Origin of the sequence: Anaerostipes rhamnosivorans (assembly GCF_005280655.1) — a bacterium.
GTDB lineage: Bacteria > Bacillota > Clostridia > Lachnospirales > Lachnospiraceae > Anaerostipes > Anaerostipes rhamnosivorans.
Genome location: NZ_CP040058.1, coordinates 1,226,781 through 1,240,354 on the forward strand (window position 1 = coordinate 1,226,781; position 13,574 = coordinate 1,240,354).

At 46.4% G+C, this 13,574-nt stretch carries 17 protein-coding genes and 1 other annotated feature; of the genes, 12 read left to right on the plus strand and 5 right to left on the minus strand.

What is annotated here, in order from left to right; all coding sequences use genetic code 11:
• Nucleotides 1–8: 8 nt before the first annotated feature.
• Nucleotides 9–944, plus strand: a complete 936-nt coding sequence (locus AR1Y2_RS06040; RefSeq protein ID WP_137328167.1) for a calcium/sodium antiporter — start codon at nt 9–11, stop codon at nt 942–944.
• Nucleotides 945–954: 10 nt separating this feature from the next.
• Complete coding sequence (gene yihA / locus AR1Y2_RS06045) at nt 955–1,566, plus strand: ribosome biogenesis GTP-binding protein YihA/YsxC (RefSeq protein WP_137328168.1); 612 nt, start codon at nt 955–957, stop codon at nt 1,564–1,566.
• Between the two features lie 203 nt (nt 1,567–1,769).
• On the opposite strand, the gene AR1Y2_RS06055 is transcribed toward yihA, so the two are convergent.
• Nucleotides 1,770–2,327: a DUF4364 family protein gene (locus AR1Y2_RS06055; protein WP_137328169.1), complete on the minus strand. Its 558-nt coding sequence runs from the start codon at nt 2,325–2,327 to the stop codon at nt 1,770–1,772.
• Nucleotides 2,328–2,474: 147 nt separating this feature from the next.
• Here AR1Y2_RS06055 and AR1Y2_RS06060 point away from each other — a divergent pair, with 147 nt between their 5' ends.
• The 6 genes from AR1Y2_RS06060 (at nt 2,475) to spoVAE (ending at nt 5,762) form a co-directional block, all read left to right on the plus strand.
• The gene (locus tag AR1Y2_RS06060; RefSeq protein WP_243118875.1) at nt 2,475–2,651 is read left to right on the plus strand and encodes a hypothetical protein; all 177 of its coding nucleotides are present in this window, start codon (nt 2,475–2,477) and stop codon (nt 2,649–2,651) included.
• The gene (locus AR1Y2_RS06065; protein WP_137328171.1) at nt 2,608–3,231 is read left to right on the plus strand and encodes a stage V sporulation protein AA; all 624 of its coding nucleotides are present in this window, start codon (nt 2,608–2,610) and stop codon (nt 3,229–3,231) included. Before AR1Y2_RS06060 ends, AR1Y2_RS06065 begins: the two co-directional genes overlap by 44 nt.
• Nucleotides 3,218–3,628 (plus strand): stage V sporulation protein AB, encoded by a 411-nt coding sequence (locus AR1Y2_RS06070; RefSeq protein ID WP_137328172.1) that lies wholly within the window; start codon nt 3,218–3,220, stop codon nt 3,626–3,628. The genes AR1Y2_RS06065 and AR1Y2_RS06070 overlap by 14 nt, the downstream gene beginning before the upstream one ends.
• A gap of 299 nt (nt 3,629–3,927) precedes the next feature.
• Nucleotides 3,928–4,389 (plus strand): stage V sporulation protein AC, encoded by a 462-nt coding sequence (spoVAC, locus tag AR1Y2_RS06075; RefSeq protein ID WP_137328173.1) that lies wholly within the window; start codon nt 3,928–3,930, stop codon nt 4,387–4,389.
• Complete coding sequence (gene spoVAD, locus AR1Y2_RS06080) at nt 4,389–5,405, plus strand: stage V sporulation protein AD (protein ID WP_137328174.1); 1,017 nt, start codon at nt 4,389–4,391, stop codon at nt 5,403–5,405. The genes spoVAC and spoVAD overlap by 1 nt, the downstream gene beginning before the upstream one ends.
• Nucleotides 5,406–5,762 carry a stage V sporulation protein AE gene (spoVAE, locus tag AR1Y2_RS06085; RefSeq protein WP_137328175.1) on the plus strand — a complete coding sequence of 119 codons (357 nt, stop codon included), beginning with the start codon at nt 5,406–5,408 and terminating at the stop codon, nt 5,760–5,762. It abuts the gene before it with no gap.
• Between the two features lie 130 nt (nt 5,763–5,892).
• Here the strand turns inward: spoVAE and AR1Y2_RS06090 are convergent, their stop codons facing one another.
• Nucleotides 5,893–8,439, minus strand: coding sequence for a transglycosylase domain-containing protein (locus tag AR1Y2_RS06090; RefSeq protein ID WP_137328176.1), 2,547 nt, complete (start codon nt 8,437–8,439; stop codon nt 5,893–5,895).
• A 163-nt stretch (nt 8,440–8,602) separates the two neighbouring features.
• On the opposite strand from AR1Y2_RS06090, the gene AR1Y2_RS06095 reads away from it, so the two are divergent.
• Together AR1Y2_RS06095 and AR1Y2_RS06100 are read left to right on the plus strand one after the other, a co-directional pair.
• Entirely contained in the window at nt 8,603–8,887 is a 285-nt protein-coding gene (locus tag AR1Y2_RS06095; RefSeq protein ID WP_137328177.1) for a DUF6514 family protein, read from the plus strand.
• Nucleotides 8,884–9,516 (plus strand): YigZ family protein, encoded by a 633-nt coding sequence (locus AR1Y2_RS06100; protein ID WP_137328178.1) that lies wholly within the window; start codon nt 8,884–8,886, stop codon nt 9,514–9,516. Before AR1Y2_RS06095 ends, AR1Y2_RS06100 begins: the two co-directional genes overlap by 4 nt.
• A gap of 90 nt (nt 9,517–9,606) precedes the next feature.
• On the opposite strand, the gene AR1Y2_RS06105 is transcribed toward AR1Y2_RS06100, so the two are convergent.
• Complete coding sequence (locus tag AR1Y2_RS06105; protein ID WP_330554824.1) at nt 9,607–11,259, minus strand: 2-isopropylmalate synthase; 1,653 nt, start codon at nt 11,257–11,259, stop codon at nt 9,607–9,609.
• Nucleotides 11,260–11,385: 126 nt separating this feature from the next.
• Nucleotides 11,386–11,635 (minus strand) — a binding site (T-box leader).
• 33 nt (nt 11,636–11,668) lie between these two features.
• Nucleotides 11,669–11,965, minus strand: a complete 297-nt coding sequence (locus AR1Y2_RS06110) for a helix-turn-helix domain-containing protein (RefSeq protein WP_137328179.1) — start codon at nt 11,963–11,965, stop codon at nt 11,669–11,671.
• Nucleotides 11,966–12,148: 183 nt separating this feature from the next.
• On the opposite strand from AR1Y2_RS06110, the gene AR1Y2_RS06115 reads away from it, so the two are divergent.
• The gene (locus tag AR1Y2_RS06115) at nt 12,149–12,379 is read left to right on the plus strand and encodes a helix-turn-helix domain-containing protein (RefSeq protein ID WP_137328180.1); all 231 of its coding nucleotides are present in this window, start codon (nt 12,149–12,151) and stop codon (nt 12,377–12,379) included.
• A gap of 49 nt (nt 12,380–12,428) precedes the next feature.
• A complete protein-coding gene (locus AR1Y2_RS06120; RefSeq protein ID WP_137328181.1) occupies nt 12,429–12,794 on the plus strand; it encodes a hypothetical protein in 366 nt (121 codons plus the stop codon).
• An 87-nt stretch (nt 12,795–12,881) separates the two neighbouring features.
• On the opposite strand, the gene AR1Y2_RS06125 is transcribed toward AR1Y2_RS06120, so the two are convergent.
• Entirely contained in the window at nt 12,882–13,313 is a 432-nt protein-coding gene (locus AR1Y2_RS06125) for a hypothetical protein (RefSeq protein ID WP_137328182.1), read from the minus strand.
• Nucleotides 13,314–13,574 lie beyond the last annotated feature (261 nt).

Sequence of the window (13,574 nt, forward strand, 5' to 3'; positions counted from 1 at the left end):
GAACACATATGAATCTATTGCCACACATTGCCTTTCTGGTTGCAGGATTTATTCTGTTGATGAAGGGTGCGGATTATTTTGTAGAAGGAGCTTCTATGATCGCGGCTAAGTTTGGTATCCCGCAGATCGTCATAGGACTTACCATCGTAGCCTGCGGGACCAGCGCTCCTGAGGCGGCAGTCAGTATTTCAGCGGCTTTTAAAGGAAACGTGGGAATCACGGTTGGTAATATCCTGGGAAGCAATATTATGAACATTCTGCTGATCCTGGGCTTAACTGCAGTAGTCTGCACAGTGGCTATAAAGGAAGGGACGGTGAAGGTGGAGATGCCGTTTGTTGTAGTGATCACCGTGATACTCACCGGCATGGGCATCGCCGGAGGCAGCCTTTCTCGTCTGGATGGAGTGATCCTCTGGGCACTGTTTTTTGGTTTTTTTGTCTACTTGTTTCGACTGACAAAAAAAGAAGGGATTGAGGAAGGCATAGAGGAAGTGAACGCGTCCCTCCTCAAAATGATCGTGTTTACCATAGGAGGGCTGATTGCTATTGTGCTGGGAAGTGATGTTACAGTAGACGCAGCAACTTCCATCGCCAAAGCCTTAAGCGTTTCTGACCGGATCATCGGCCTGACAGTCGTGGCGTTCGGCACATCTCTTCCGGAACTTGTCACATCGGTGACTGCGGCATTTAAGGGAAAAGCCGATATCGCGGTGGGCAATATTGTAGGAAGCAACATCTTTAACATCCTGTTTGTCGTAGGGACGGTGGCGGTCATTCATCCGGTTCCGTTTGATACAAGCTTCATCCCGGATGCGGCAGCGGCTATCCTCTCGGCACTACTCTTGTGGCTGCTCTCGTCCAAGGACCGGAAACTGACTAGAGGCAATGGCTTTATCATGCTTGTATGCTTTGCGGTCTATTTAGCACAATTATTACTCAAATAAGGAGATTACCATGATCATAAAATCAATCAATCTGGAAACGGTCTGCGGGATCACCAGTAAGCTTCCACAAAACCAGCTTCCGGAAGTGGCATTTGCCGGGAAGTCCAATGTGGGAAAATCATCCCTGATCAATGCACTGATGAACCGGAAATCCTACGCTAGGGTATCAGCCCAGCCGGGAAAGACCCAGACCATCAACTACTATAATATCAATGACGAACTATACTATGTGGATCTGCCGGGATACGGATATGCCAAGGTCACGGAATCAGTAAAAGAGCAGTGGGGAGCCATGATCGAGAGGTATCTCCACACGTCAAAACAGCTGAAGCTTGTGTTCCTGCTCATTGACATCCGTCATAAGCCTTCCAAGAACGATGTGATGATGTATGACTGGATCGTACATAACGGCTATTATCCTGTTATCATCGCCACAAAAAGCGACAAGCTGAAGCGCAGTCAGCTCTCCAAGCATTTAAAGGAGATCCGGCAAGAATTGTCACTGAACAAAGAGACACCGGTCTTTCCGTTTTCTTCTCTCTCAAAACAGGGAAGAGAAGAGATCTGGGACTTCATTGAAGAAGTAGTCATGCCTGAACAGGCGGAGGACATGCAGTCATAACAGCAGAACAAAGTGGGCAAGCCCACTTCAACACCCCAACCCCTCACTCTATGAGGGGCTTGGCAACTTTGCGCGCCAAATGCGATTTGACGCAGTCAAATAGTTTCCTCACGCATTTGTGTGCATAATGCCCGCAGGGCTTTTTCTTCCATAGGGAGGTTCGCAGAACTTTCCTATGGAACAAAAAAGGAGATCGATCCGTGTTAGGAATCGGTCTCCTTTTCTTCTGTGTGGGTCTGCTCCTGAAAGAGCAGGCGGTTGATTAGATAGGCATAGATATCGGAATGGTTGGATCTCCAGTGATCGCAGATATAGATCGCTTGATCCCTGGACACAACATTCAAGTTCACTTCCAGCAGCATACTGTCCTTTTCTTTGATCCTGAGCCTTACGGTGTACTCATCCCGCTTTGCAGGAAAATAATCTGCCTCCAGATTGGTTTCTTCTCTGAGCTGATATTCTTTTGTCGCCAAAAATGTCAAAATATCGTTGCGGATCGGTTCTGACAACTGGTATTCAAACATGTCGATGGCTTCTTTTCCCTCTTCTGTCAGAAAATAATGGCTGGCATTTCTCACAAGTTCGGTTCTCAGCATATCTTCGTCTTCCAGTTCGTGAAAAGCCTGCTGAAGCTTAAAATAAGTTGTATAACCCTTATCCAGGATAAACTCTGAAATCTGGGAATTGCTCAGCGGGAAATCTACCTTCTTGATCAAAAATAAAATCATTAATTTATATAAAGTCAGGCCGTTTTCTTCCATACAATCCTTCCTTTCCTTATGAAACTTGCATCTCTTAAATGATACCATCTGGATACTTTTCCTGCAAGGAAAGAATCCATGAATGAAATTCAAAAAAAGACAGATACTACAACTAATTTATCTCATAGAAATGGAGAGGTGATATTTATGAAGCAAAGAAAACAGTGGATGGTGATTGCTTTAGTCGTCATTCTTGCAGTATTATCCGTAATTCTTTTCTGTGACACAAATGAGGAGCAGAGAAAAGACGGGACCTTGGTAATGGAAAGGATGGAGCATCATGACCGTATATATCAAAGCGGAAGACAGCGTATGTATTCATAATCCGGATGTAAAAATAAAAGATGTTGCATCCATTTACTGTACCGACAAGGACATGGAGCAGAAAGTAAAAGAAGCAAAGCTCTTTCATTTTCAGAAACGGGGAAATGAAAGAGAGATTGTATCGATCTTAAAAGCAGTGGAAGTCATCAAAGAAATAGATAAAACTGCGGAAGTGGTCAACATGGGACCGGAAGATTTTATCATTTACTTAAAGGAAGTCACCCAGGAAAAGAAATGGGCCCATTACCTGAAGATAGCAGGTGTCTGCCTGGTAGCATTTTTTGGAGCCAGCTTTTCCATCATGAGCTACAACACAGATGTGGGGATCGACGATTTGTTTGCAACTGTCTATCAGCTGGTTATGGGAACACCTCCCAAAGGGCCTACGGTTCTTCATCTGGCATACACAGCTGGACTTGCCATTGGTATCATTGTATTCTTTAACCACGCCGGAAAGATCAAGATCACAGACGACCCAACGCCGTTTGAGGTACAGATGAGACTGTATGAGAGAGATGTCAACGACACATTAATGATTGACGCCGGCCGGAAAAAGGAGGAGCAGGATGTTTCTTCGTAATTTACTTTTAATCGTCTACGGACTATCCGCCGGAGCACTGATAGCCGGAAGCTTTCTAGCCTTTTTAAGTATGATCGGAGTCGTGCCGAGACTGGCTGGGCTGACCAAGACCATATCCCACGCCATGCTCTACGAAACCTGCATCACACTGGGAGGAGTATTGGGAACCGCAGCATTCATATACCGCTGGCACATCCCTCTGGGATACCCGCTGCTGATCCTATTCGGCCTATTCGGAGGGATCTTCACAGGCTGCCTCATCGGAGCCCTGGCCGAAATGCTCAAAAGTCTCCCGGTCTTTTCCAGAAGACTGAAAATAAGAGACGGAATACCACTGATCATCTATTCCATAGCACTAGGAAAAATAGCAGGATGCTGGATGCAATTTTTGCGTTAGCAACGAGCCGCGGAGGGGACTGTATATTAATCAGTTCATTCAGAGCTGAATATCCATGCAATGCATGGACAGGGAACGGCGTTTGACCGCTGAAAAGGCGGAAGCTTTTTCAGCGGTCAAAGGACGAGCCCGCACAGCCATACGCAGTATGGCATAGATTCAGCGACTATAGCCAAAAGATTATATAATAGCGAAAATTCTCTGCGGCGACTGCCGCAGAAACGGATGGGAGTAAAAAGCCCATCCGTATAAACTCACGTATTTGACATGACCCGATATCGAAAGGAGATAAATCTGTTATGCATAATGAACCGTCAAAGGAACAATACAATGAATATGTGGAACAGGTGACGCCGGCCAGCAGCTGTGTCATGAACTGTGTCCGCGCGTTTTTTGTAGGAGGAGCAATCTGCACGTTAGGACAGGCGCTGAAGCGGGCAGCCATGCACTGGCTCCATTTAGGAGAAAAAGATGCGCTGCTCACTGTCACTTTAGCTCTTGTACTGCTGAGTGTGCTGCTTACTGGATTTAACCTGTATTCTAAGATTACAAAATTTGGAGGAGCAGGAGGGTTGGTACCGATCACGGGATTTGCCAATTCAGTCGCGTCCCCGGCTATTGAATATCAAAAGGAAGGACAGGTTTTCGGAATAGGGGTTAAGATCTTTACCATTGCAGGTCCTGTGATCCTGTACGGAATTTTATCCTCCTTTATCCTGGGAGTGATCTATATGATATTAGTCAGATTGGGGGTTATGTGATGAAAGTAATGAAGGGAAAACAAAGCCTGGAATTTGAAAATCCGCCGTATCTGAAAGGATGGTCCTCCGTTGTCGGAGAAAAAGAAGGGGAAGGACCGCTGGGCCAGGCATTTGACCAGGTTATCGATGATCCCCTGTTCGGCGAGGAGACATGGGAGCTTGCAGAGGGAAGATTTATGCGCCAGGCAGCACTTCTGGCGATCCAGAAGGCGGAGATCACAAAAAATCAGGTGCGGTACGCCTTCGCTGGAGATCTTTTAGAGCAGATCATGGCCACATCCTTTGGTATCAAAGATCTTGAGATTCCTCTCTTTGGACTGTACGGCGCGTGTTCCACAGCGGGAGAGTCCATTTCATTGGCGTCCATGACCGTTGCCGCAGGCTATGCGGATCATGCGCTGGCTCTTGCCTCCAGCCATATCGGAAGTGCGGAGAAGCAGTTCCGTTTTCCATTGGAGTACGGAAGCCAGAGACCTTTGTCCGCAACCTGGACAGTGACGGGAGCCGGTGGTTTTGTGATCTCCAAGGAAAAGAGTCCGATCAAAGTCCGGGGGATCACAACCGGAAAGATCGTGGATTACGGTGTAAAAGACTCTATGAACATGGGAGCCTGCATGGCACCGGCTGCTGCTGAAGTCATCTATCAGCACTTTAATGACTTTGCTATGACACCGGATGATTATGATGCCATCTATACCGGGGATCTAGGGGAGGTAGGAAAAGAGATTCTGATCAAACTTCTGAAAGACAATGGATATGATATCTCAAAGGTACACGGGGACTGCGGGATCGAGATCTATCAGGACGAGACCCAGGATACCCACGCAGGCGGTTCAGGATGTGCCTGCAGCGCGGTAGTGCTTTCCTCCATGATCACAAGAAAGATGATAAACGGCGGCTGGAAAAGAGTACTTTTTGTGCCTACAGGTGCACTGCTGTCAAAAACAAGCTTTAACGAGGGCGAGACCGTGCCGGGGATCGCTCATGGAGTTTTGCTGGAAAGAGAGGAACTGTAAATGGAATATGTAAAAGCATTTATTGTAGGAGGCATCATCTGTATTCTGGTGCAGATTCTTATGGATAATACAAAGCTGCAGCCTGGTAGGATCATGGTCATCCTGGTTGTATCAGGAGCAGTGCTGGGAGCTCTCGGGATCTATGAAAAGATTGCTGATTTTGCAGGATGCGGGGCAACAGTTCCGCTCTCAGGCTTTGGATTTTCCCTGTGGAAGGGCATGAAAGAAGCCATCGACCAACACGGAGTCCTGGGGCTGTTTGAAGGCGGATTTACGGCAGCAGCGGTGGGAACATCCGCGGCGCTGATCTTTTCTTATCTGGCATCGCTGATCTTTCAGCCTAAGATCAAGAAATAGCCGCATGCCTGAATTTGATACTAAGTAATGCCGCCCAGGCGGCGGGATTGCTTTTTATATATATAAAAGAGCGTTTCTGATAACGGTTATGCTATCGGAAACGCTCTTATTTTTGAACTATTCTGCTTGGTTATTCTGGTGTATGGAGGCCGCACATGTATTTTACATAAAGGTCCGGGATCTGGTATTTGCTGTCATCCGTTGTTCCGCGGCTGCCTTTGGGCCTGGTGATATAGATCTTCCGGTACAGCTGATTGGCCGGGCAAGCGCTGTTAGCCGGATAACCGGATTCCTTACAAATATCCACGGCCACATGGACATCACATGGTTTGGTCGGTTTCGTTCCCAGAGCGAAGTATTCTGTCTTTACTGTACTTCCCCTTGGATCATGGTCACAGACACCCTTTACGGCCAGCTTGCCGGATTTAGTGCAGATTTGTGCTTTTACTATATTTTTAGGCTGAGTAAAATCTTTTTTTGTTTCCTTTTTTTCTTGGACCACCTGATCCATAACAAGTTTCCAGATCTTTTCGTGCTGTTTTCCGGAAGAAAAGGAAGTATTCCGGTCATAGCCCATCCAGACGGAAGCCGTGTGGTATGGAGTGTATCCGGTAAACCAGAAATCATAATTGTTGGAGGTGGTGCCGGTCTTTCCAGCAGCAGGCATTCCCGATGAGAGCGCCGCAGGTTTTCCGGTTCCCTTCTTTATTACATCCTTCATGGCATCCGTGAGAAGGAATGACGTGGTGTCCCTCATCACCGGCGTACCAGACGAAGAAGATTTTAGCAGCACTTTGCCGGACTGGTCCACAACCTTTGTATAGAGAGAGGGTTTGTAATAAGTTCCTCCGTTGGCAATGGCAGAGAAAGCCCCGGTGAGTTCCAGATTGGTCACACCGTAAGTCAGGCCGCCTAAAGCCATGGACTGGTTCAGATCAGAATATGTCTTGCCGTCTGAAGTGATCTTATTGTCCACAAGGGTGGTAAAACCAAGCTTCTGTAAATATTCGTAGGATACTTCCGGCGTCACGTCGGCCATGGTCTTAGCGGCGACAATGTTCATGGAATCTGTGATGGCCTCCCGAATGGTGGAAAATCCCCGGTAGCCTTTGTAATAGTTGCGGACCGGGCGTCCGGTATCCAGGTAGTCATAAGGAGCATCGTCATAAACAGTGGCCAGGGTCATCTTTTTAGCATCCAGAGCCGGCAGAAAGGTAGAAAGAACCTTAAATGTGGAACCTGGCTGCCTGGTCGTTTTAGTGGCACGGTTCAGGGAAAGGTTTTCGGCTTTTATGCCCCGCCCCCCCACGATAGCCTCCACCTGGCCAGTGTTCTGGTTCATAACCGTCATAGAAATCTGGGGCTGGATCACGGTGGACACTTGTTCGTTGATCACATTGACCCCGTGTTTCTTCAGTGAGTTTGTGTACTTGTGGGCAGTCTCCTCAGCGGCAGATTTATTTTTAAATATAAGGCTGCTTCCGAGTTTATGTTTTTTCATATAGCTGAGTACATCATTTTCAGAGTAGCTGACTTCCTTTCCGTGTTTGTCAGTGCCTGATAGAGAATAAGAGAGAGCAACTTTTGTGCCTGCCGGATAGTTGTCCGGGTCGTTTGTCACCTTGTCGGCGATTTTCTGTATCCCGGAATCCTGGGTGGAATAAATCTTTAATCCCCCACTGTAAATGGCATTGTAGGCCTTTGTCTCATCATATCCCAGCTGTTCTTTCAGATCATGGACAACCTGGAGGATCAGCGCATCATCAAAATAGGAATTGGCGGTAGAGTCTTTCTGCTGCCTTGCGTTGATCTTCTGGATTCTTTCATAAACATTATCATTCACTGCTTCCGAATATTCACTTTTTGTGATATAATGTTCTTCCAGCATTGTTTTGAGAATCGTCATCCTCCGGGACGCATTGTTGTTCGGATGGGTGATCGGATTCATCTTTGTTGGATTCTTTGTGATACCGGCTAAAACGGTGCACTCCGACAATGTCAAATCTGATACGTCTTTATGAAAATATTTTTGAGATGCAGTCTGCACACCCAAAGTTCCTTCCCCTAGATTGATAGCATTTAAATATTCTTCCAGGATCTTTTGTTTAGAAGTGATCTTTTCTAATTCAAGAGCTAGGGATTGCTCTTTAATCTTGCGTTCTATGCGTTCGATTGTGGTTTTTTCAGGCTGTATCCCTAAAACATTATTTTTGATCAACTGCTGTGTGATGGTGCTGCCTCCCTGGTCCAGAGTCTGTTCTTTCAGCCCCAGCAGAAGGGATCTGGCGATACCGCGCATATCAATGCCGTTGTGGTTATAGAACCGGACATCTTCGATGGAGATAAACGCATTCTGAAGATTGGCCGGGATATCATCCAAAGAGACGTAGACACGGTTGGAATCACTGGTGGACAGTTTTCTTGTCACATTGCCTTCGTTATCATAGATCATGGTGATATAACCTTTTGAATGGATAGAGTCCAGGGATATATTCGGGGTATTGTTGAGGATCCCGCGGATGAATCCGATGGACAGGCCTGCAGCCGTGACGATCAGGGCGATGATGACAACCAGTGCATATTTATAGAAAAAAAGCGTAAGGTGGGAACCCCGCCGTAATTTCGGCGAAGACAGGGATTCCCTTTTGCGCTCTGTTTTTTGCTTGTTAAAGTTCATGTAAGACCTCCTATGTTTAGCATTATAACAAATAAAAAATAACAAGTAAACAATACCTTATAGGGCTCCGCCTTGTTCTGTCATGCAGGACGCTTTGGGGGGATATGATTGGAATCACGTTTAAGGAGAGTTATAGATTTTTACAAAAGAGGAGGAACAAAAGATGAAGAAGGAGAAATTAGGAACCAATTATTTGGAGGATGGCAATGGGGACGGATTTGTAGTATCCTATTATATGCTGAACGATTCTGTGAAGGATATCTACGGTGCGGTCCTGGAGAGGACCACCAAGAAGCCGGAGGTGCTGGAAGTAGAAGAGGTAAGAGGGGCATTTGCCTCCAGGGCGCAGGCGGAGGCTATCGTCCGGCTGCTGATCAAATATGAAGTGACACCGATTTCTTTTTATGAGGCGGTTGACGCAGCGATGGAGTTGGAGGGAAACGATTGAAAGAACAGTATCAGACCATTCATAAGACTGGGGAATCTCTGGTCATAGAGAAAAAATCAAAGTTCATTGGGATCGCGGTGCCGGTTTCCAGCGAGGAAGAGGCACTGGCTGTGATAGCGGAGGAGAAGCGCAGGTACAGGGATGCCAGACACCACTGCAGTGCGTTTTGTGTCGGCATTGAACAGCCGCTTCAAAGAGCCAGCGACGACGGAGAACCAAGCGGGACGGCAGGAAAGCCCATGCTGGAAGTGATCACAGGCAATAATTTATGCAATGTTATCATTGTTGTGACACGTTACTTTGGAGGTACGCTGCTCGGTACCGGAGGCCTTGTGAGGGCCTATACGAAGGCGGCTGTGGAAGCAGTTGAGGCGGCTGGGACCGTCACTATGGGATTGGGGCACAGACTCAGGACCAGCTGTGATTATTCCACGGCAGGAAAGATTCAGTATCTTCTCGGTACAGAGGACATTTCGGTCTTAAACACGGATTATACGGATAAAGTGACCATGGAGTTCCTGGTACCGGAAGCCGGATGTGGGCAGATCCAAAAGAAACTGACAGATCTGTCAGGGGGAACAGCTTCTATAGAAGAAATAGGAATCGAGTATACTGTGACAGACAACTAAGAAACTCTAAAACAAGTGATCATTGTGGCCAATGAGAAAAAAGAGCGTCAGGGGCTTAGCCTGATGCTCTTTTTATTTTGTAAGAACGTATTATAAACGGTTGACTGCACTGATCAGCGCAAGCACGGAGGCAGTGATGATATCCTCATGGATTCCCGCACCCCATACGACAGTTCCGTTTGGCTGCTGGAGAGCCACATATGAGCATGCTTTGGAATTAGAACCTACATTGAGGGCATGCTCCTGGTAGCTTACGATGGAATAATTCAGGTCGCTGTGGCGCTGTATGGCATTGCTGACCGCGTCCAGGCGCCCGTTTCCTTTGCCGTGGTACAGCTTGTGGACACCGGCTTTGTCAAGGGAGATCTCTGCTTCAATGCCGCCGTCTTTCTGGATAAAGTGGACTTCTTTTAATGCGATAGGAGAATCAATATTCACATAGACTTTCTTAAATACGTCCAGAATGTCTTTCGGAACCAGCTCCCGGTGCTGTTTATCGGATACATCCTTAACCGTATAACCTACGTCTTCCCTCATCTTGCCTGGGATATGGAATCCAAAGTTCTCTTCCAGTACATAGCCGATGCCTCCCTTGCCGGACTGGCTGTTAATGCGTATCACATCACTTTCGTATTCCCTGCCGATATCTTTCGGATCAATCGGCAGATAAGGCACTGACCAGTAATCCGGATCCCGGTCATCAATCCAGTGCATGCCTTTGGCGATGGCATCCTGATGGGAACCGGAGAAAGCTGCAAATACAAGCTTGCCGGAATAAGGCTGGCGGTCGTAGACACTCATGCGGGTCAGGCGCTCATATGTCTTTGTAAGCTGTGGGAGATTGGAGAAGTCCAGCTTCGGATCTACTCCGTGGGAATACATGTTGAGTGCCACAGTGACGATATCCACATTTCCGGTCCTCTCTCCGTTGCCGAACAAAGTTCCCTCAACCCGGTCCGCTCCCGCAAGCAGAGCAAGTTCCGTGTCAGCGACGCCGCAGCCTCTGTCATTGTGAGGGTGGATGGAAAGCACTACGTTTTCCCGGTACTTCATATGTTTGCTCATGTACTCGATCTGGCTGGCGTACACATGCGGCATGGAAAGCTGTACGGTGACAGGCAGGTTGATGATTACTTTCCAGTCCGGAGACGGTTTCCAGACATCCAGCACGGCATTGCACACTTCCAGTGCATACTCCACCTCAGTCCCGGTAAAGCTTTCTGGAGAGTACTCAAACTGGAACTTTCCTTCGGTCTCTCCGGCCAGTTTCTTCAGAAGTTCAGCTCCATCTGTGGCAATCTTTAAGATCTCATCCTTCGACTTTTTGAACACCTGCTCCCTCTGTGCAAGAGATGTAGAATTATATACATGGACGATGGCGCGCTTTGCACCTTTCAAAGCTTCAAATGTACGTTTGATGATATGTTCCCTTGCCTGAGTCAGTACCTGGATGGTCACATCATCCGGGATCAGATCCTGTTCGATCAAAGTGCGCAGGAAGGTATACTCTGTCTCAGAAGCAGCAGGGAATCCCACCTCGATCTCCTTAAAGCCAACCTTCACCAGGTACTTAAAGAACTCTACCTTTTCGTCCAGGCTCATGGGAATGATCAAGGCCTGGTTTCCGTCTCTTAGATCCACGCTGCACCAGTCAGGTGCTTTTGTGATGTACTCTTTTCGTGCCCAGTCAAGACACTCTTCCGGGGGCATAAAGTATTGGCGTTTATATTTGTTAGAATTCATAGATATAAAATCTCCCTTCATAAAATGTGAAAAATGAAACAGCATACGGCGGTGCTGCGGAAAGAACAAAGTGGGATCGCAGGGCTTTCCTATGCAATAAAAAACCTCCGTCTCTGTCCATTTCTGGATAGAGACGAAGGGTTATGTACTCTCCGTGGTACCACTCTAATTCACGCATAAACCGCGTGCACTCACTACCGATACGAGTCAAAAAAACTGATATCTTCCCAATGTAACGGTTGGAACCGGCGTTGCCTACTAACAGTTCAGCAAGCTGCTCAGAGGCGAGTTCACATATACCGGGCAGCTGCTTTTCACCAGACAGCAGTTCTCTGGATGCCTTCTATATCTTACTATTCCTCTTCAAAGCATTTCAATTATTAATAATGATAATCTACCACACTTCATTCTATGTGTCAATGGCAGAATTATTCATGTAGGTATCGACTTCATCCTTCTCTTCCGGAGACAGGGCGCGGTAATAGCGGAGCAGTTTTTCTTCTTTGGCGGAAATGTTGCCGACGAGATAGTCGATAGAAACATCCAGATAATCACAAAGAATGACCAGATTCTCTAGCGTCGGCTGCTTTTTACCTTTTCTCCAGTATCCGATCAGGCTGTCCGACAGACCAGTGTCCTTATAAATCCGGTAGTTGGAAATATCATGGCTTTCCAGATATTCATTTAAATTTTCTGCAAACTTCATGTATTTCCCCTCTCTGTTTATGTAACAAATTTACTCGTCTATTGTAGCATAGATAAAATTTAGTGTAAACGAAGTTGTAACCAAAATACCGTGGAAAATTGTACCATTTTCTTGACTATCTCTACGTATAGAGATATAATTTATGTAAGTTTCTTACATTCAGATAAGGGAAAGGAGAGGCGAATGATAAAGTCGTACAGGGATTTTGAAAAATGGGTGAAGATTGAGATGATCCGTCAGGAGTTGACGCAGAGGCAGCTGGCAGAGAGAATGGGAATTGCCTACCCAAGGATCTCGGAAGCTCTGCATGGGAGGAAGACAGGACTCTCATATATCATCCCATTGATCGAGGAACTTGGGGGGAATGTGGAAGACTTCAGAGAATTTCTGGAGGAAAACCAAATAGGGCGTTGAGTTTTTCACTGGTTGTATTATAATCAACTTAAAAAGACGGGGGAACAGCATGGGATTTTTAGACAGATTCAAAGTTCATACGACCAGTGAATACGAAGAGGGAAAAGAGAGAGTGTACCGGCTCCATCAGGAGGCCGGCAGTCTTTCCTATGTGGAGGGAATCTACAGAGAGAACGGCCGCTTTTTGATGTCTGTATCCTTTGTAAAGGGAGTGCATAAAGAAGGTGAGGAAGCAGAGCTTTACGACTGCAACGGCCTTGCGGCAGCGACGGTCCATATCAGAGAGATCCGCCTTGGCTCCGGAGAAGACCACTCAAAGGTATCAGAAGCAGGAGAAGAGGGTATCATCGTATTTGATCTCGAAAAGGGAGAGGAACACTGGCAGGAGAAGGGACAGTATCTCGCAGGGCACTAACATAGGAAGGACGTAAAAACAGCCATGACCGGTTTTGCGGTGATGGCTGTTTTTATGTGATGATAAGGATTCCATGAGCAAAGATCCTTATTTTTGTGCCTGTTTCAGGGCATTTTTGATGGATTGCTTTAAAATGGTGTTGGTGTACTGGCTCTCGTCGTCAAACTGAATGTCATCGACAGATTTTACCTTGGGAAGCTGTTTGTTGATCTCACCGAGGGCCGGCTCGATCAGGGGATACATGGTTTTGACACTTTTATTTAAATGCTTTAAAGCGACATTATTAACTTTGTTGTCCTTGACTGTGACCTCCACTTCCAGCTCATTTTCTCCCAGTGTAAGAGGAGAGGAATATACCCCTTCTATGTACTCCATCGTCTCCGTGCTCTTCTTATGTTCCTTAGACGGAGCAAACATAAAAATCAAAAGCAGGATTAGCAAGATTCCAAGCAAGACAAAGATGCCGGTATAGATTAGTTCTTTCGCCTTAAACACGACGATTTTCGTTTTTGCTGACATAGGGTCCTCCTAAAAAGATTCTATTATAGTATATGGTCTGGACAGGCAGAATAGAACTATTTGTATCTAAGAAATAAAATATTTTTGATCGATGTTTTTTTGTCCATACATAAGAATATGACAGCGGGCCTGCTCCTATGAGTGGCATATGAATTTTTCGTATGTTAAGAATTCAGCCGCCAGAAAACAGAAGGAATTGTCTGTGGAGCAGGCAGAGTTTTTCATGTATAATAGAATCCATCCAAAAAGATGACAAGACAG